General features: G+C 71.1%; 14 protein-coding genes. 6 read left to right on the top strand and 8 right to left on the bottom strand.

The features are described 5' to 3' along the window. Complete coding sequence (locus AB0B28_RS17735) at positions 1–2133, top strand: alpha-galactosidase (RefSeq protein WP_360122209.1); 2133 nt, start codon at positions 1–3, stop codon at positions 2131–2133. 4 nt (positions 2134–2137) lie between these two features. Continuing rightward, positions 2138–3091, top strand: coding sequence for an aldose epimerase (locus tag AB0B28_RS17730; RefSeq protein WP_360122206.1), 954 nt, complete (start codon positions 2138–2140; stop codon positions 3089–3091). Here AB0B28_RS17730 and AB0B28_RS17725 read toward each other — a convergent pair. From AB0B28_RS17725 to AB0B28_RS17715, 3 genes are read right to left on the bottom strand one after another with little or no spacing between them, the layout of a single operon-like run. Next, positions 2997–3821, bottom strand: a complete 825-nt coding sequence (locus tag AB0B28_RS17725) for a phosphotransferase (RefSeq protein ID WP_360122203.1) — start codon at positions 3819–3821, stop codon at positions 2997–2999. The genes AB0B28_RS17730 and AB0B28_RS17725 overlap by 95 nt on opposite strands. Positions 3822–3851: 30 nt before the next feature. Further along, complete coding sequence (locus AB0B28_RS17720; protein WP_360122200.1) at positions 3852–4886, bottom strand: PrsW family intramembrane metalloprotease; 1035 nt, start codon at positions 4884–4886, stop codon at positions 3852–3854. After that, on the bottom strand, positions 4883–5470 hold the full coding sequence (locus AB0B28_RS17715) for a hypothetical protein (RefSeq protein ID WP_360122197.1): 588 nt from the start codon (positions 5468–5470) through the stop codon (positions 4883–4885). The genes AB0B28_RS17720 and AB0B28_RS17715 overlap by 4 nt, the downstream gene beginning before the upstream one ends. 70 nt (positions 5471–5540) lie before the next feature. Between AB0B28_RS17715 and AB0B28_RS17710 the strand changes: the two genes are divergently transcribed. Beyond that, positions 5541–6173, top strand: a complete 633-nt coding sequence (locus tag AB0B28_RS17710) for a DUF1345 domain-containing protein (protein ID WP_360122194.1) — start codon at positions 5541–5543, stop codon at positions 6171–6173. Here the strand turns inward: AB0B28_RS17710 and AB0B28_RS17705 are convergent. Continuing rightward, positions 6170–7033 carry an AraC family transcriptional regulator gene (locus AB0B28_RS17705; protein ID WP_360122191.1) on the bottom strand — a complete coding sequence of 288 codons (864 nt, stop codon included), beginning with the start codon at positions 7031–7033 and terminating at the stop codon, positions 6170–6172. The genes AB0B28_RS17710 and AB0B28_RS17705 overlap by 4 nt on opposite strands. A gap of 91 nt (positions 7034–7124) precedes the next feature. Between AB0B28_RS17705 and AB0B28_RS17700 the strand changes: the two genes are divergently transcribed. Next, positions 7125–10166 (top strand): DUF5107 domain-containing protein, encoded by a 3042-nt coding sequence (locus AB0B28_RS17700; protein WP_360122188.1) that lies wholly within the window; start codon positions 7125–7127, stop codon positions 10164–10166. Between the two features lie 463 nt (positions 10167–10629). After that, positions 10630–10884 carry a hypothetical protein gene (locus AB0B28_RS17695; protein ID WP_360122185.1) on the top strand — a complete coding sequence of 85 codons (255 nt, stop codon included), beginning with the start codon at positions 10630–10632 and terminating at the stop codon, positions 10882–10884. A 992-nt stretch (positions 10885–11876) separates the two neighbouring features. Here the strand turns inward: AB0B28_RS17695 and AB0B28_RS17690 are convergent. Next, a complete protein-coding gene (locus AB0B28_RS17690) occupies positions 11877–12860 on the bottom strand; it encodes a helix-turn-helix domain-containing protein (RefSeq protein WP_360122182.1) in 984 nt (327 codons plus the stop codon). 70 nt (positions 12861–12930) lie between these two features. On the opposite strand from AB0B28_RS17690, the gene AB0B28_RS17685 reads away from it, so the two are divergent. Further along, positions 12931–14211: an MFS transporter gene (locus tag AB0B28_RS17685; RefSeq protein ID WP_360122179.1), complete on the top strand. Its 1281-nt coding sequence runs from the start codon at positions 12931–12933 to the stop codon at positions 14209–14211. Positions 14212–14257: 46 nt separating this feature from the next. On the opposite strand, the gene AB0B28_RS17680 is transcribed toward AB0B28_RS17685, so the two are convergent. Genes AB0B28_RS17680 through AB0B28_RS17670 form a run of 3 tightly spaced genes read right to left on the bottom strand, consistent with a single transcriptional unit; the run spans position 14258 to position 16757 of the window. Continuing rightward, the gene (locus AB0B28_RS17680; protein WP_360122176.1) at positions 14258–15511 is read right to left on the bottom strand and encodes an ATP-grasp domain-containing protein; all 1254 of its coding nucleotides are present in this window, start codon (positions 15509–15511) and stop codon (positions 14258–14260) included. Next, positions 15508–15819, bottom strand: coding sequence for an antibiotic biosynthesis monooxygenase (locus AB0B28_RS17675; RefSeq protein WP_360122173.1), 312 nt, complete (start codon positions 15817–15819; stop codon positions 15508–15510). The genes AB0B28_RS17680 and AB0B28_RS17675 overlap by 4 nt, the downstream gene beginning before the upstream one ends. Continuing rightward, entirely contained in the window at positions 15819–16757 is a 939-nt protein-coding gene (locus AB0B28_RS17670; RefSeq protein ID WP_360122170.1) for an NAD-dependent epimerase/dehydratase family protein, read from the bottom strand. The genes AB0B28_RS17675 and AB0B28_RS17670 overlap by 1 nt, the downstream gene beginning before the upstream one ends. Between the last annotated feature and the right edge of the window lie 15 nt (positions 16758–16772).

The following is a 16772-nucleotide window of genomic DNA, read 5'->3' as shown; positions in this document are numbered from 1 at the left end:
ATGACCACCACCACCGACACCGTCCACCTGCGGCGGGCCGGGACGAGCGTCGTCGTGTCGCTCTCGCAGGCACGCCTGCCGCGAATCCTCCACTGGGGCAATGACCTCGGCGACCTCACACCCGCCGACCTGGCCGCCGTGGCCCGCGCCGCCGAGCCCAAGATCGGCGACAGCCCCGTGACCTACCCGCAGCCGGTGCCGGTGGTGCCGCAGCTGGCCGAAGGCTGGCTCGGCCGCCCGGGCGTGACCGGCTCCCGCGCGGGCCGCGCCTGGGCCCCGCTGTTCACCGTCACCGCAACGCATCTCGACGACTCCGGCGACGCCGCACTGCTCACAGTGGACGCTACCGACGAGGCGAGCCAGCTCGGCCTCACCGTCGAGTTCCGGCTCGAAGCGAGCGGCCTCTTGCGCACCCGGGCGATCCTGCGCAACCACGGCGGCCCGTACCGGCTCGACGCGCTCGAACTCGCGCTCCCGGTGCCCGACCGCGCGACCGAGCTGCTCGACCTGACCGGCCGCTGGGCCAACGAGCGCGTCCCGCAGCGCCATCCGTTCCCGATCGGATCGTGGGTGCGCGAGAGCCGCGGCGGCAAGCCCGGCCTCGAAGCGCCCACGATGCTCTGCGCCGGGGAGCCCGACTTCGGGTTCCGCCGCGGCGAGGTCTGGGGCGCCCACCTCGGCTGGAGCGGCAACCAGGCCCTCGCGGCCGAACGCACCCCGGCCGGGACCCGCGTGCTGCGCGGCGGCGAACTCCTGCTGCCCGACGAACTCGTGCTCGGCACGGGCGAGTCCTACACGAGCCCTTGGCTGTACGGTGCCCGCGGCACCGGCCTCGACGCCGTCGCCTCCCAGGTCCACCGCTTCCTGCGCGCCCGGCCCGAGCACCCGCGCTCGCCGCGTCCGGTCCTGGTCAACACCTGGGAGGCCGTCTACTTCGACCACGACCCTTCAAGGCTGATCCGCTTCGCCGAGCGCAGCGCCGAACTGGGCGCGGAGCGGTTCGTGGTCGACGACGGGTGGTTCCTGGGCCGCCGCGACGACACGACCTCGCTGGGGGACTGGACGGTCGACCCGCGGGCCTGGCCGGACGGGCTCGAACCGCTCGCCGACCGGGTGCGCGAACTCGGCATGGACTTCGGGCTGTGGTTCGAGCCCGAGATGGTCAACCTCGACTCCGAGCTCGCCCGCGCCCACCCCGAGTGGGTCTTCGACGCAGGCCACGGCCCGGGTCTGCCCTCGCGCCACCAGCATGTGCTCGACCTCGGTCACGACGAGGCCTACGACCTGGTGTTCCAACGGATCTCGGGCCTCGTCGCGCAGCTGGGGATCGCCTACATCAAGTGGGACCACAACCGGTACCTCACCGACGCCGGGCACAGCGCGGACGGCCGCCCTGGGGTGCACCGCCAGACCGAGCGCGCCTACCGGATGATGCGCGAGCTGCGCGAGGCCCACCCGGGCCTGGAGATCGAGTCCTGCGCCAGCGGCGGCGGGCGCATCGACCTCGGGGTCCTCGCACACACCGACCGGGTTTGGCCCTCGGACTGCAACGACCCGCACGAACGCGTCGACGTCCACCGCTGGACCGGGCTGCTGGCCCCGCCCGAACTCCAGGGCACCCACATCGGCGCGGAGACCTCGCACACCACCGGCCGGGTGGCGACCCTGCCGTTCCGGGCCGCGACCTCGATCTGGGGGCACCTCGGCGTCGAGATCGACCTCACGATCGCCGATGACCAGACCTTCGCCGACCTCAAAGCGTGGGTCGCCGCGCACCGCGAACTGCGCGGACTGCTCCACTCTGGAGACACCGTGCATGCCGACACCGCACCGGAAGTGCGACTCGACGGGGTCGTAGCGTCCGACAGGAGCGAGGCCCTGTTCCAGTTCGCGGTGCTCGCCCGCCCCGCCACGTGGCCGCCGCCGCGCCTGCGATTCCCCGGCCTCGACCCCGAGCGCCGCTACCGGGTCCGCGAACTCGCCGTCACCGCGGCCGTCCCGACCGGGCAGCGTCCACCATGGATGGACACCGAGCTGGTGCTCCCCGGGCGGGTCCTGGCCGAGACCGGCCTGGAAGCGCCGTCGCTCGACGTCGACCGCTCGGTCCTGCTGCGCCTCGACGATGTCGGATAGCTCCTTGATCGCGCTCGCGGCAGGGACCGCCACCGCGGTGGTCTCGCCGCGGGCCGCCTCGCTCCGCGCCCTGCGCGTGGACGGCCTCGACCTGGTCGAGCCCACGATGCTCGCCGCCGACCCGCCCGGCATGGCCGGGGCCGTTCTCGCGCCCTGGCCGAACCGGGTGGCCCACGCCCGCTGGGACCTCGACGGCGTCGAGCAGCGCCTCGCGGTGACCGAACCCGAACTGGGCCATGCCAACCACGGGCTCCTCGCCGGCCACGACTACACCGTGCGCGAGCTCGCCTCCGACGCGGTGACGCTCGCGGCCCGCGTCGCCGGGCATTCCGGCTACCCGTTCGATCTCGATGCGGCCGTGACCTACCGGCTCGACCCGAGCGGCATCGAAGTGCGGGCCGCGTTCACCAACCTCGGCTACCGCGCCGCCCCGGTCGCGGTCGGCGCGCACCCGTATCTGCGGATCGGTTCGGCCCCAACCGAGGCACTCACGGTCCGCCTCGACGCGGACGCCGCGAGCGTCCCAGGCCCGACCTACCTCCCGGGCCCGCTCTTCGACGTCACCGCCACCGAGTACGACCTGCGCACCCCGACCCCGTTTCCGAACCTCCCCGACCACGTCACCTACCGCTGCAACGCACCCGCGCGCCACCGGATATCCACATCGGACACTGTGATCGAGTTGCGGACCGACGCGCACCACCGCTGGCTCCAGCTCTACATCGCCGAAACCCTGCCCACTGATGAGGGCCCGAGGCGCGCGCTCGCTCTCGAACCGATGACCGCCCCGCCGAACGCCCTGCGCACCGGCGAGGACCTGCACTGGCTCGCCCCGGGAGAGACCTGGACGACCGCTTGGGGACTCAGTCGCGCATCGAGCGGATCCGACCGAGCCATTCGGCCGCCAGCGCCCGCCCGTTCGGCAGTTCATCCCCGCGATCCCAGCGCCACATCGTGATCATGGCGAGCATGAGCGCGCGGCAGTCGCGCAGGAGTTCGGGGTCGAGACCGGGGTAGTGCTCGGCGACCGCGTCGGGCGCGTGGGCGAGATCGAACTCGACGGGGCCGCGGCAGCAGGTCTCGAAGTCGATGAACTTCGGGCCGTGCTCAGTGGCGAGCAGGTTCCCCGGGTGCGGTTCGCCGTGCAGGAGCTGTTCGGCCGCACCGCGTTCGGTGATGGAATTCCGGAGTTCGCGGAGCGTGTCACCGAGGAACCGCCTGTCGGGGTCGGCGAGATCCGGGGTGCGTTCGCGGTCGTCGGCGAGTGCGAGCGCCTCGTCCACCCGGTCGGTGAAGTGCGGCGTGGGCACGTCGAGGTCGCGCATGCCCGCGTGAAGTGCCTGAAGCGCGTCGGCGTACTCGCGCGGCCCGATCTCCCGCGCCGCGGTCTCGTAGTGGGTCCACAAGCTGATCTCGAAGTCCTCGACCTCGAAGACCCGCGGCTCGACCCTCGGATCGAGCGCCGCCACCGGAGCCCCGACCTCGCCGAGCCGCCGCGCGAGGTCGATCTCGAACCGCGCGATCCGATGGAACGCGGGCGCGACCCGGGCCAGCGAATCGCACGGCAGCAGCCTGAGGGTCAGCTTGTTCGAGTCGTGCAGCACCGTCGCGGTCTCGGCCGCCAACCCGAACGACCGAGCGATCGACATCGCCGCGTCCTGGGCACGGACCTGAGAGGAACTGTCCATATCGCGGAGCCTAAGCCCCGTGTCGAGCCGTTATCGGTCGGCCGTGCGGTCCTCGACCAGTGCGAGCGCGGCGGCCTGGCGGCTCGCGGCCGCTTCGCGTTCGGGGCCCTTCGGGAAGGCCTTGACGTGCCTCTTGCGGGCACGGCGGCGTGAGAGCGTCTGGGCCTCTTCGGGTTCGAGGACTCCGGCGCGGACCTCTTCCGCGCTGGCCGCGTCCCAGCGGCTGCGGAAGTCGCGGCGGACCATCCGGTAGACGATCAAGGCGATCACGAAGTTGATGAGCGTGGGCCCGATCGGTTCGATGAGGTGCTGGGTCACCGGGCTGTCGAACTGCCAGTGCATCGCCATCGCCAAGACCATGCACCCGATCGCGACCCAGACGCGCCGCCCGAGCGGGCGGCGCACCGCTCCGACGAGGTACCCGATCCCCGCACCCGCGACCGCGGACATCGCCCAGTGCGAGCCGAGCCCGGTCAGGAAGAATCGGATCCCGAGCGCTTGCGCGGTCGCGGCGGTCGAATCGACGCCGCCGTAGACCATGACCTGCATGAACCCGTAACTGAAGTTCTCGAACACCTGGAACCCGAACCCCACCAGAGCGCCGAGCACGAACCCGTCGGCCGCGCCGCGCACCAGCCGGGTCGAGACCGCCGCCAGCAGGAACACGCCCGCGGCCTTGGCGAACTCCTCGTTGATTGGCGCGGTGAGTGCCGCCGACCACGCGGACGCGGTTTCGAGGTCGAGCGTGCGCGACCACGCCGACAGCAGCATCCCGTTGAGCAGCAACGCGATCCCGCACGCCGCCAGCCCGCCCCACAGCACCGCCAGCCAGGTCCCCGACCACGGCGGCGCCTGCACCGGACGCAGCACCCTGCGGATCAGCCACAGCCCGAACGCGAGCGAGACCACCAGGAACACCACGTCCACGACAGTGCTCGCGGGGAACGCCCGCATAGACGGCAGCAGGTTCTTCTCCGACTCCCACAGCCCGAAGAGCATGAGGACGGCCATGGTCCAGAACGCCACCGTGCGCGGCTCGACCGCGCGGGTCGCGGTGACGGTCATGCGTCCTCCTTGAACGTGATCGAGTCGATGACCTCGGCGGCCACGGTCTCGGCGTCGGGGCCGAGCACCCGCGCCTCCACGGCCTTCGCACCGTCCGAGTCCGGCAGCACGTACGCTGTCCCGGACTGGTCCCCGACCCGGAGGTCACCTGAGAGGCCGTCGTCGATGTTCGCGGTGGTGAACGACGCGGGCTCGCCCAAGTCCACCTCGGTGCCGCCGTACCGGGCCGCATCCAGCACGCGGTCCATGCCCGCCCACATCTCCTTCGGCGTGGCCCCGTCGATGCGCGGGAACCGCACCAGGTCGAGCGTCACGCTCACCTCGCCGTGGACGAGCACCACCTCCATGTCCAGGTTCGTCCCGGACCTGTCGACGCTCCAGCCCTCGCCGACCTCGACCGACGCCTCCCGGTCGGACCCGAACTCGATCACGGTCCCCGCCTGCAACGCCTCCTTGTCGGGCTGGGACCGGTCGAAGGCCCACTCGCCCGCGGCCAGCGCCAACAGCACGCCTACGACGGCGAGCGGCACCCAGACGCGGGCCCTGCCCCGGATCGCGTTTGCTGCCGCTCGGTGTTCGTCCATCCGGCCAACCTAGCGACATCCCTGGTTATGCTTCGCGGGTTTCCTCGATCGCATCCGGAGGGAGGCCGCAATGTCGCGGGTCGGGCGCGCCGCCGCGCGCATCACCGAGCTGGCGCTGGTCGGCTTCGGCCTCCAAGTGGTCTTCACCGAACGCGACCCCGCCGAAGAAGCGCTCCTGCTGCTCGGCTGGGACCTCCTCGCCCTGTGCTACCTCACCGTCGGCGCCCTCGTGGTCCGCCGGTCACGCCTGCGCGACCCCGCGCCCGCCGCGCGCGGCCGCAGCCGCGCCATGTCCTGGTACCAGTTCGCGTTCACGCTCGCCGCGAGCCTCATCGGCGTCGGCGCGGCCGTCGACCTCCTCGTCGCCGACGGCGGCGACGAGATCGGCGCGGTCGTCCAGATCGCCGCCGTCATCGCCACCGGCCTGGCCTGGATGCTCCTCCACTCCGGATACGCCCGGTTCTACGCCGCCCTCTACGCCAACACCGGCGAAGGCTTCACCTTCCCGGACACGCCCGTGCCCGGCCCGGTCGACCTCATGTACTTCGCGTTCACCGTCGGCACCACCTTCGCCACCTCCGACGTCGTGGTCACCTCGCGGGCGATGCGCTGGCACGTGACCGTCCACAGCATCGCCTCGTTCATGTACAACGCGGCCGTGATCGCCCTCGCGGTCAGCGTCGTCACCCGCATCGCCGCCTAGCCGCCGTCGCGCTGGCGGAACTCCGTGGGGCTCATGCCGTGGTGGCGGCGGAACACGCGGGAGAAGTAGAACGCGTCGTCGAAGCCCAGGTCGAACGCGATCTCGGTGACCGTGGCGTCGGTGGCGTCGAGGAGCCGCCGGGCCCGGGCCATGCGCAGCGCGGTGTGGTGGGCCAGGACTCCGCCGCCGGTGGCCTTGCGGAACAGGGTGCTCAGATGCGAGGGCGAGACCCCCACCAGGCTCGCGAGTTCGGGCACCTTGACCTTCCCGTCGAGGCGTTCGGCCAGGTAGTTCATGGCGCGCTGGAGCGGGTCGCCCGGTTCGGGGAGCATCCGGTCCACGTTGATCTGGGTGAGCAGCTTCCACGCCGCCCCGGCGGCCCCGAGGAGCCGCACGGGGGATTGGTCGCGTTCGAGCCCGGTCACGATCTCGTCGAGCAGCGCCACTGCCCGGTCGATGGCCCTGACGGGGACCACGGGCCGCTCGGCGGTCACGTCGAGGCTCTCCACGAGCTCGGACACGTCGGTGCCCGCGAGGTGCGCCCACCAGATCGTCCAGGGGTCGCGCGCATCGGCCCCGTACTCGTGCCGCACTCCGCGGGGGATCACCAGCGCCTGCCACGCCCCGAGGCGGTGCATCCCCGAGCCGACGCGGGCCCAGCCGGTGCCGGAGGCGCACACGATCACGATCGCCTCGTCAGTGCCCCTGGGCCGCTGCATCCGGTGGTCGGCCGCATCGGGGTAGTACCCGGCGTCGGTGACCAGCAGCCTGCGCGTCACCGGCCGCCGCAGCGCCTCGGCGACCTGCGGGCGCGGCACCACGACCAGGCGCTGCCCGCGGAAGCCCTCTTCGATCGGCATGCGAACATTCTTCCTCACGATCATCGGATCGTCCAGGGGGGTTGGTCCTTCGACCATTCCCGATCGGCCTTCGAGCCGCTTCACTTGACAGGTGACCAGCGACCGACTGCAACTCCCCGACGCCCCGACCGACCTGGCCGAACGGCTCGCCGCAGGCGAGGCCGTGGCCTGGAGCGAACCGGTCTCCATGACCACGTACGCGCCCGCCGCGCCCGACCGGTACCCGATGTTCCTCGACCGGCGCGTCTACCAGGGCTCCAGCGGCCGCGTCTACCCGATCCCGTTCATCGACCGGATCGCGAGCGAGGGCGCGCCGCGCCAGTGGCAGGCGATCCACCTGGAGAACCGCTGGCTGCGCCTGATGGTGCTGCCCGAGCTCGGCGGGCGCCTCCACGTCGGCTACGACAAGACCGCCGGGTACGACTTCTTCTACCGCAACAACGTCATCAAGCCCGCGCTCGTGGGCCTGGCCGGGCCGTGGCTCTCGGGCGGCGTCGAGTTCAACTGGCCCCAGCACCACCGGCCCGCGACGTTCCTGCCGGTGCAGACCGAGATCGAGACGCACGAGGACGGCGCGGTGACCGTGTGGTGCGCCGACCACGACCCGTTCACCCGCATGAAGGGCACGCACGGCATCCGCCTCCACCCCGACCGGGCCGTGATCGAACTCGTGGTGCGCCTGCACAACCGCACCAGCGAGACCCAGACGTTCCTGTGGTGGGCCAACGTGGCCGCCCGCGTCCACGACGACTACCAGTCGTTCTTCCCCACGGACGTGCGCTACGTGGCCGACCACGCCCGCCGCGCGATCTCGGCCTTTCCCGAGGCCGATCGGCCCTATTACGGTGTGGACTACCCCTCGCGCGGCTCGGGTCAGGGCCGACTCGACTACTACCGCAACATCACCGTGCCCACCTCCTATATGGTCACCGACACCCAGGACGACTTCTTCGGCGGCTACGACCACCGCGAAGGCGCGGGCTTCGTGCACGTCGCCGACCGCCGCATCGCCCCCGGCAAGAAGCAGTGGACCTGGGGCAACGCTCCCTTCGGGCACGCATGGGACCGCCACCTCACCGACGCCGACGGGCCCTATGTGGAGCTCATGGCCGGGGTCTACACCGACAACCAGCCCGACTTCTCCTGGCTCGAACCCGGCGAGACCAAGGCGTTCACGCAGCTCTGGTATCCGATCCACGGCATCGGCCCGGCGCATCAGGCCAACGACGAGGCCGCCGTCAGCCTTGAGGTCGACGGGGAGCGGATCACCGTCGGGGTCTGCGTCAGCCATCCCCGTGCGGGCGTGACCACCGAGCTCCACCACAGTGGAGCACTCTTGTGGACCGACACCCGCGACCTCGCGCCCGGCACCCCGCTCACCGCTTCGATCCCGGCCTCCGTCCGACCCACCGAAGTGGAGCTTCGCGTCGTGCACGAAGGGGCAGAACTCATCTCGTGGCGCCCTCGCCCCGACACCGACGCCCCCGAACCCTGGGCCGCCACCGCTCCGCCGCTGCCCGAGGACATCGCCAGCGCCGACGAGCTCTACTACACCGGCGTCCACCTCGCCCAATACCGCCACCCGAGCCGCTCCCCGCTCCCGTACTGGAACGAGGCCCTCCGCCGCGACCCCGGCGACGCCCGCGCCAACCTCGCCCTCGCCGACCACGCCTTTCGCCGCGCCGACTACGCCACCGCCGAGACCCACGCCAGGAGCGCCCTCCAACGCCTGACCCGCCGCAACCTCAACCCGCGCGACGGCGAGACCTCCTACCTCCTCGGCCTCATCCTCGCCCGCACCGGCCGCATCGAGGCCGCGATCGACGCGTTCGCCAAGGCCGCGTGGGATGCCCGCTGGGGCGCTCCCGCTTCAGTGGAGATCGCTCGCCTCGATTCCCGCTCGGGCCGTCCGGCCCAGGCTCTCGCCCGTGCCGAGACCGCTTTGCGCACTGCGCCTGACGATTCGCGGGCGCACGCGCTTCGCATAGTCGCCCTCCGGAACCTCGGTCGCTCCGCCGAAGCCGCTGCGGCCCTTGCCGAACGGCTCGCCGCCGAACCGCTTGACCAGGTCGCACAGGCGCTCGACGGGCGCGACCTCGCCTGCGACCCGCGCACGCTCATCGACGTGGCCCTCGAACTGGCCGCCGCAGGCGCGCACGACGAGGCCTTGCCGCTTCTCGCCCGCGCCGCCACCACCGAGCCGACCCCTGCCGGTGAGGTCCGCCCGATCGCGGGCTACCACCTCGCGCGCCTCCTCGACACGCTCGGCCGCACCGATGAAGCCGAACAGGCCCGCCGCTCCGCCCGCGAAGCTCCCGCCGACCGCTGCTTCCCCTGCGGCCTCGACGACCACGACGCCCTCCGCGCCGCACTCGACACCACCCCCGACGACGCCCGCGCCGCCGCGCTCCTGGGGATGCTCCTGTTCGACCGCGGCCGGTCCGCCGAGGCCCTGACCTGCTGGGAGACCGCTATCGCGAACGGTCTCAAGGATCCTGTGGCCTACCGAAACGCCGCGCTCGCCACGTACGCGGTCCATGGCGACGACGACCGCATTCCCGGTTACTTCGCGGCCGCGATCGAACTGAGCCGCGACGCCCGGCTGATCTACGAACGCGACCAGTTCCTGGCCCGCCGGGGTACCCCGGCCGCTGACCGCCTTGCCGAGCTCGACCCGCATCTGGACGTCCTGCTCGAACGTGACGACGCCACGGTGACCTACTGCGAACTGCTCACCGACACCGGCCGTCTCGACCAGGCCCGGTCCATCATGGAACACCGCGAGTTCGCTCCTTGGGAAGGCGGCGAAGGCCGCACCTTGGCGGCCTGGGAAGCGCTCATGCTCGCCGCAAGTGAAGTGGCACAGGCGAACGGCGACCTCGAAGCGGCGTTCGACTTCATCAACCGAGGCATCGACTCGCCAGAAAACCTAGGAGAAACCCGAATCGAGACCGCCTATCCTCGGGCCCTTCTGGTCCGAAAGGCCGATCTCCTTGACCGGCTAGGGGAGAAGGCAGCAGCGGCGAAGATCCGCGCCGATCTCCCCGAGGAGACCCCTGCCGAGGAACCGTCGGGAACGGTCGACTACTTCGCGACTTCTCTCCCGGACATGCTTCTCTTCCCGCCCCGCTGAGTCGGATCTACGGCAACGGCAACGAAATGGCCGGCCTCGGGCAGATCCCGGGGCCGGTTTCGTTGGGTTCGGGGTTCAGGCGGCAGCGACGAAGAGGTGAGCGGCTGGCCTGGCGCGTGGCCGGGGAAAGGCCGAAGTGGGGCCGGGTTCAGGCGGCGGCGACAACGGAGTGAGGGGTTGGTGCGGGTCGTTTTCGGGGCCGGGCCGGTTTTGGCCCGGGTTCGGGCGGCAGCGACAACGGGGTGAGGGATTGGCGCGGGTCGCTCTTGGGGCCGGGCCGGTTTGGGCCCGGGTTCGGGCGGCAGCGACAACGAGGTGAGGGACTGGCGCGGGCCGCTCTTGGGGCCGGGCCAGTCTGGTTTGGGGTTCGGGCTGGCGGCGACGGAGGCCGGTGGGGGAGTGGTCGGGGTGGGTCACCGTGGCCCGGTCGGTGTGGGTGAGGGTTTGCGCGGCGGCGGCAGTGGTGGCAGCGGTCGAGGTGGCGGTGATGGCGGGCATGTCGACAGCGCCGGTTGCGGTTGCGGTGGGCATGGCGGAAATGTCGGTCGGGCCTTTCCGGTGGGATGCCGCGCCGGACGTGCTGGTGGTCGTGGTCTGCTGCATCGCTGTTCACCTCCTTCTGCTTCCTGCCTGTGGGCCTTGCGGCCGGTGGCTGTTTCGCTGGTGGCCTTCGCTTTTCGAGGCCATGCCGCTTCGGCTCTTCGCCCTTTGGCGTTGAGTCCATGCTGTGTCGGCGCTTCGCCTTCTCGGCTTCGCATCCTCGCCCAGGTTGGCCCTCGCCTTCGGGTTTGGGCTGGTGCTGCGGTGGCGTTTCGCCCGGTGGCGGTGCGCCTCGCTTGCTCGGCCTTCCACGGTCTGGCTTCGGGCCCATACGACCGGAGCGCTTCGCCTGGTGGCGTTGCGTCCATGCCGCTTCGGGCGGTGGCCTTTCGGTGTCGCTTCCTTTCTGTGTCGGTGTCGCGCATCGCTTTGCGGCGCGCTCTGGCTGCCGGGTGGTGTGCCCGGCGGTGTGTGCACGGCGTGCGCTGGTTCCCGCGGTGTCCTTGTCTCTGTGGCAAGGCCGTAGCAGATATCCCTTCGCTTCGTCGTGGTCTTCAGAGTGGTCTGGTCGGGTTATGCCCGAACAGGGAGCAAAATCTCCCCTGCCAATCCTCAGCCGCCTCAGCGCGGCGTGCCTCGTTCCAACGACACCGCCTCCTGGCCAGGGTGATCCCAACCAGGTGATCCCCGGTCCTACCTGATCCCATGCCTCACCCTGAGACAAGCTGCCGGCAGCAACCGAACCCGATGGCACGAAGGATGAACCTCACCCGGTCACCTGATCGGCAGGCGTAGACCGGCGGGCTCGGTTCCCGGCGGATCATCGAGAGGGCCAGAGGCTTGTCTTAGTCTGCTTGCACCCAACAGCGACACCCGTACGAAAACCATGTCCTTGTGCGTATCTCAATGATCCCATGTGACACACCCGCTGTCATCACCCACAAGACTAGACACCACTCATGTTTCGCCCCGGATCCCAAGCACCCCAACCACATCCGAACCCAAATCCGCCAACCGACCCCGCCCGACCACCGCCGCTTCGTCGCCGCCGCCTCTGACTTCGACCCACAACAAACCCGGCCGCCACCAACCGACCTCGCGCGGCCCCCGCCTCGTCGTCGCCGCCATCTCTAACCGCAATCCAAGACGACCTGAGGTCGCACGCGCGAACTACACGGCTCCTGAGAACGTCCTTCTGTACGCGCTTGGCGACACACCCAGGACCGCTTGGAAGTGGAGGCGAAGTGCCGATGCCGAGCCGAAGCCCGCGTCCGCCGCCACCCGGTCCACCGAGCGGTCGCTTCGCTCCAACAAGTCCCTCGCTCGTTCCAACCGTTGGTGCAGCAACCACTTCTGCGGCGAGGTGCCCACCTCTTCGCGGAAGCGCCGCGTGAAAGTCCGCACGCTCATCGCCTCGCAGTCGGCCAACTGCCGCAACGTCAGCGGCTGATCGAGGCGCTCCAGTGCCCACGCCCTCGCCGTGCCCGTCGCCGACCCCGATTCCGGGATCGGCCGTTCGATGTACTGCGCCTGGCCGCCGTCCCTGTACGGCGGCACCACCGCCCGCCTCGCCACCGAGTTCGCCACCGCCACGCCGAAATCCACCCGCGTCATGTGCAGGCACAGATCGAAGCCCGACGCCACCCCCGCCGAGGTGAACACCGATCCGTCCTCTGTGTACAACACATCCGGCTCCAGCCGCACCTTCGGGAACAACCTCCGGAACCGCTCTGCCGCATACCAATGCGTCGTCGCCCGCCTCCCGTCCAGCAAACCCGCCGCCGCCAGCACGAACGAGCCCGTGCAGATCGAGGCCACCCGCGCCCCCGGTCGCACCGCCGCCATCGCCTCCGCCAGATCCGGCGACAGCCGTCCCGTCTCGTACGCCTCGTCCTCGTCGTCATGCGCCGACGGCACCACCACCGTGTCCGCCTCCGCCAGCGCCTCCAGCCCATACCGCACGTTCACCGACACATCCGTATCCGTGCGCACCTCACCCGGCTCGACCGCGCACGTCACCACCTCGTACAACCGCCCGTCCTCCGACCCGGCCGTCCCGAAGACCCGATGCGGAATCCCCAGTTCCACCGGCAGCAGGCCGTGGCGGACCAATACGGCGACGCGGTGCCGCCCCGAATGCTCGAACACGCTCATGGCCGAATCCTCGCACATATTGGCCTGCGGGCCACTGGCCGCCCCTCGCCCGCCCGGACAGAATCGACGCATGTCCACAGCAGTCCAAGCACCCGAACAACGGCGCACCTCCCGCATCCACCGCGCCTGGTGGGTCGCGGCCGTCAGCTTCGTCGCCCTCATCGGCGCCGCCGCCTTCCGCGCCACCCCCAGCGTGTTCATCGAACCGCTCAACCGCGAGTTCGGCTGGTCCCACGGCACCATCTCCCTCGCGATCTCGATCAACATCCTGCTGTACGGGCTCTTCTCGCCCTTCGCCTCCGCCCTCCAAGAGCGCTACGGCATCCGACGCGTCGTCGCCGTCGCCCTCGCCCTCATCTCCCTCGGCAGCGGCGTCACCATCTTCATGACCTCCCCCTGGCAACTCATCCTGTGCTGGGGCTTCATCGTCGGCATCGGCACCGGATCCATGGCGATGGCCTTCGTCGCCACCATCACCAACCGCTGGTTCATCGCCCGCCGCGGCCTCGTCAGCGGCATCCTCACCGCCGGAGCCGCCGCCGGACAACTCATCTTCCTGCCTCTCGTCGGCCACCTCGTCGAAGGCCCCGGCTGGCGCTCGGCCTCCATCGTCGTCTCGCTCGCCGCGCTCGCCATGGTCCCGCTCGTCCTCCTGGTCATCCGCGACCGCCCCGAGGACGCGGGCCTGCGCCCCTTCGGCGCCGGACCCGAATACACCACCCCGCCCCGGCCCGAGTCCGGGGCCGCCCGCCGCACCCTGCGCATCCTCTGGGAAGCCAGCGGCTCACGCGCGTTCTGGCTGCTCGCGGCCACCTTCGCGATCTGCGGGGCCTCCACCAACGGCCTCGTCGGCGCCCACTTCGTCCCCGCCGCCCACGACCACGGCATGCCCCTCACCGCCGCCGCCTCGCTCCTGGCCGTCATCGGCTTCGTCGACCTGGTCGGCACGATCTTCTCCGGCTGGCTCACCGACCGCTACGACCCCCGCGTGCTCCTGGCGTTCTACTACGCCCTCCGCGGCCTCTCCCTGCTCGCCCTGCCCACGCTCTTCGCCGGCGACGTCCAGCCGCCCATGCTGTTCTTCATCGTCTTCTACGGCCTCGACTGGGTCGCGACCGTCCCGCCCACGATCGCCCTGTGCCGCGAGCACTTCGGCGACGACGGCGCGGTCGTGTTCGGCTGGGTCCTCGCCTCCCACCAGATCGGCGCCGCCCTCATCGCCTGGGCCGCGGGCTTCGTCCGCGACGTCACCGGCGACTACGACCCGGCCTGGTACACCGCCGGAGCCCTCTGCGCCATCGCCGCCGTGATGGCCCTGGCCGTCAAACGCGTCCCCGAACGCCTCGCCTGACGACGCGGCGACCGGCCCGGGGGAGAACCGGGCCGGCCGCCGCCGCTCAACCGGTAACGAACCTGACGCGCGAAGCCAGGTCCGCGCACCGCGCCACGGCCTCCTCCCGCGTCGCCGCCGTCGCCACCGAGTACCCGTTGTCGCACGCCAGCAACGAATCCATCGGCGCGACCTCGTCCCCGACGCCCTTGCCGACCACCACCGCGGCCTCCACGTCTGCCAGATCCTTCAGGAACGGGATCGTGTGCGGGTGCTTCGACCCCGCCCGAAGCCGCCGCACCGGCACCTCAAGCCCATCGAGACCCTCCACTGCGGACACGATCCCCGGCTCCGCGTCCAGGAACCGGATCGCCGCGCCCCGCAACGGCTCCGGCGGCGAATCCGGCAGCGACTCGATCCCCAGCGGCACCGTCAAGAACAACCGCGCCGGATCCCAACCCGTGGCCCGCCGCACCAACTCCGGAATCCCATTGCCCGACAAGCGGTTATGCGTCTCCAGCAACCGCGGCCCCGACCCGGTCAGCACGAACTCGCTGTGCGAAGGCCCGTCCTGAAGCCCCACCGCGTCCAGCACCCCCGCCGTGAGCCAATGCAGCGCAGGCAGATGCGGCAGCGCCGCATCCGACGAGACACTGCACTCCCACTCCACGAAATGCGCGTTCACCCGGTACTCGCACACCCCCAGCACCACATGCCGCCCGCCCTGCGAGAACGCCTCCACGCTCACCACCGGGCCCTCCAAGTACTCCTCGGCCAGCACCCCGCCGTACCCGAACGCGGTGATCGCCTCGAACGCCCGCGCCGCCTCCTCGGCGCTGGCGACCACGTTGATGTGCAGGCTGCCCGCGCCCTTGCCCGGTTTGAGGACGCAGCGTCCGCCCGCCTCGGCCAGGAACGCGGCCGCGTCCTCCTCGTCGGTCACGATGCGGTGCCTCACGGGGCTCAGGCCCCTCGCGTCGAGGGCCTCACGCGTGAGCGCCTTGTCCTGCACGACGCGCGAGACATCGGGGCTCGTGCCCGGCAGGCCCAGTTTGGCGTTGACCTCGCCGACCGGCACCGCCGACAGCTCGGTGGTGGTGAGGATCCGGTCGAACGGCCGCTCCTCGTGCAGCGGCGCGAGCAGCGCCAGCAGCGCGTCGGTGTCGGCGATGTCCCCGGTGACGATCTGCGAGACATGCCCTTCGGCCTCGGCCGGGTCGAACTGGCCCGGCGCGTGCGCCAGGACCACGTCGATCCCGAGCTCCCTCGCGCCGTGGACCGGCGCGGGTCGGCCGCCGACGACGGCGATGCGGTGCTTCATGATCGGTCTCCTTCGGTGGCGGTGCCCAGCACGCGGCTGGGGTGGACCTCGCGCTCGACGCGGGGGAGGACCCGCTTCGAGTAGTGCTCCTGGATGGCCTCCCCGTCGCCGTGGGCCTCCCAGTGCTCGCGGGTGGCCCAGCGCTCCACCAGCGTGAACCGGCCTTCGTCCTCAAGGGACTGATACGCGTACCAGTGCACGCAGCCGTCCTCGGCCAGGCACAGCGGGCGCATGGCGGCGAACGCGGCGGCCACCTCCGCCGCGTCCTCGCCGTCCTTGACGCGGACGTTGACGATGAGGTCGAACATCACGCCTCCTTTGCGGCCTCGCGGGCCAGATCGGGGAGCCAGTCGGCGGTCGGGGTGAACTCGAATCCGAGTTCGGCGGCGGTGTCGACGTTCATGCCGAAGTCCGCCGGGCACGAGTACGGCGAGAGCCGCTCACCGGACGGCTCGGGCCGTTCGGTGATGATCGCCTTGCGCCCCAAAGCGTGCTCGAACGCCGCGCACACCCCGTACACGTCGATCGGGTCGGGCGCGGCCACGTTCACCACGCCCGTGGCCTCGGAGGTCGCGAGCCACGCGAGCGCCGCCGCTGCCTCCGTGGTCGACACGATCGAGGTGCGGCCCGGCGAAGGGTGCGCGTGGATCTCGCGGCCCTCGCGGATGCTGTCCACATGGAACTGCACCCGGCCGGTGAAGTCCTCGCGGGCGTCGAGCACGTGCGCGACCCGCGCGACGGCCACCGGCGACTCGGCCCTCTCGACCACGGCCGCCTCGGTCTGGCGCTTGCCCTCGCCGTAGTTGGCCCCCAGGAACGCCGGGTCGTGCCAGGGCAGGTCGAGGTCGAAGCGATACGCGGCCGGGTCGAGCTCGCCTTCGCTCGCGAAGGGGCTGAAGGCGGGCGCGGGGATCTCCCAGCGGAACGTGTCCTTGTTGTACACCTCCAGTGTGGAGGTGAGCACGAGCTTCCCGGCGCGGTCGCCGAAGGCCTCGCACACGGCCACGGCGTCGCGCGGGGTGTAGCACATCTGGTGGATCACGGCGTCGAAGCGGCTCGCCCCGGCCGCGGCGGCCAGCGCGTCAGGGTCGGTCGCGTCGGCCACGCGCCGATCGACCTCGCTCCCGAACGGGTCGGGGGTGCGGCCCCGGTTGACGAGCGTGACGCGGTGCCCGTCGTCGAGCAGGCGCCGCACGAGCTTCCTGCCGAAGTACCGGGTGCCGCCGATGACGCAGATGTCGGCCATGATGTTCGCTCCTTA

This window comes from Glycomyces sp. NPDC046736 (assembly GCF_040645615.1).
In the GTDB taxonomy this organism is placed as follows: domain Bacteria; phylum Actinomycetota; class Actinomycetes; order Mycobacteriales; family Micromonosporaceae; genus Glycomyces.
The sequence above is the reverse complement of the archived record's forward strand: the minus strand, read 5'-3'. Positions and strand labels throughout refer to the sequence as shown.

Excerpts from the sequence above, each read along its gene's own strand:
- AB0B28_RS17735 (WP_360122209.1), top strand. The coding sequence starts at position 1 with ATGACCACCACCACCGACACCGTCCACCTGCGGCGGGCCGGGACGAGC.
- AB0B28_RS17725 (WP_360122203.1), bottom strand. The coding sequence starts at position 3,821 with ATGGACAGTTCCTCTCAGGTCCGTGCCCAGGACGCGGCGATGTCGATC.
- AB0B28_RS17720 (WP_360122200.1), bottom strand. The coding sequence starts at position 4,886 with ATGACCGTCACCGCGACCCGCGCGGTCGAGCCGCGCACGGTGGCGTTC.
- AB0B28_RS17715 (WP_360122197.1), bottom strand. The coding sequence starts at position 5,470 with ATGGACGAACACCGAGCGGCAGCAAACGCGATCCGGGGCAGGGCCCGC.
- AB0B28_RS17710 (WP_360122194.1), top strand. The coding sequence starts at position 5,541 with ATGTCGCGGGTCGGGCGCGCCGCCGCGCGCATCACCGAGCTGGCGCTG.
- AB0B28_RS17705 (WP_360122191.1), bottom strand. The coding sequence starts at position 7,033 with ATGCCGATCGAAGAGGGCTTCCGCGGGCAGCGCCTGGTCGTGGTGCCG.
- AB0B28_RS17690 (WP_360122182.1), bottom strand. The coding sequence starts at position 12,860 with ATGAGCGTGTTCGAGCATTCGGGGCGGCACCGCGTCGCCGTATTGGTC.
- AB0B28_RS17685 (WP_360122179.1), top strand. The coding sequence starts at position 12,931 with ATGTCCACAGCAGTCCAAGCACCCGAACAACGGCGCACCTCCCGCATC.
- AB0B28_RS17680 (WP_360122176.1), bottom strand. The coding sequence starts at position 15,511 with ATGAAGCACCGCATCGCCGTCGTCGGCGGCCGACCCGCGCCGGTCCAC.
- AB0B28_RS17675 (WP_360122173.1), bottom strand. The coding sequence starts at position 15,819 with ATGTTCGACCTCATCGTCAACGTCCGCGTCAAGGACGGCGAGGACGCG.
- AB0B28_RS17670 (WP_360122170.1), bottom strand. The coding sequence starts at position 16,757 with ATGGCCGACATCTGCGTCATCGGCGGCACCCGGTACTTCGGCAGGAAG.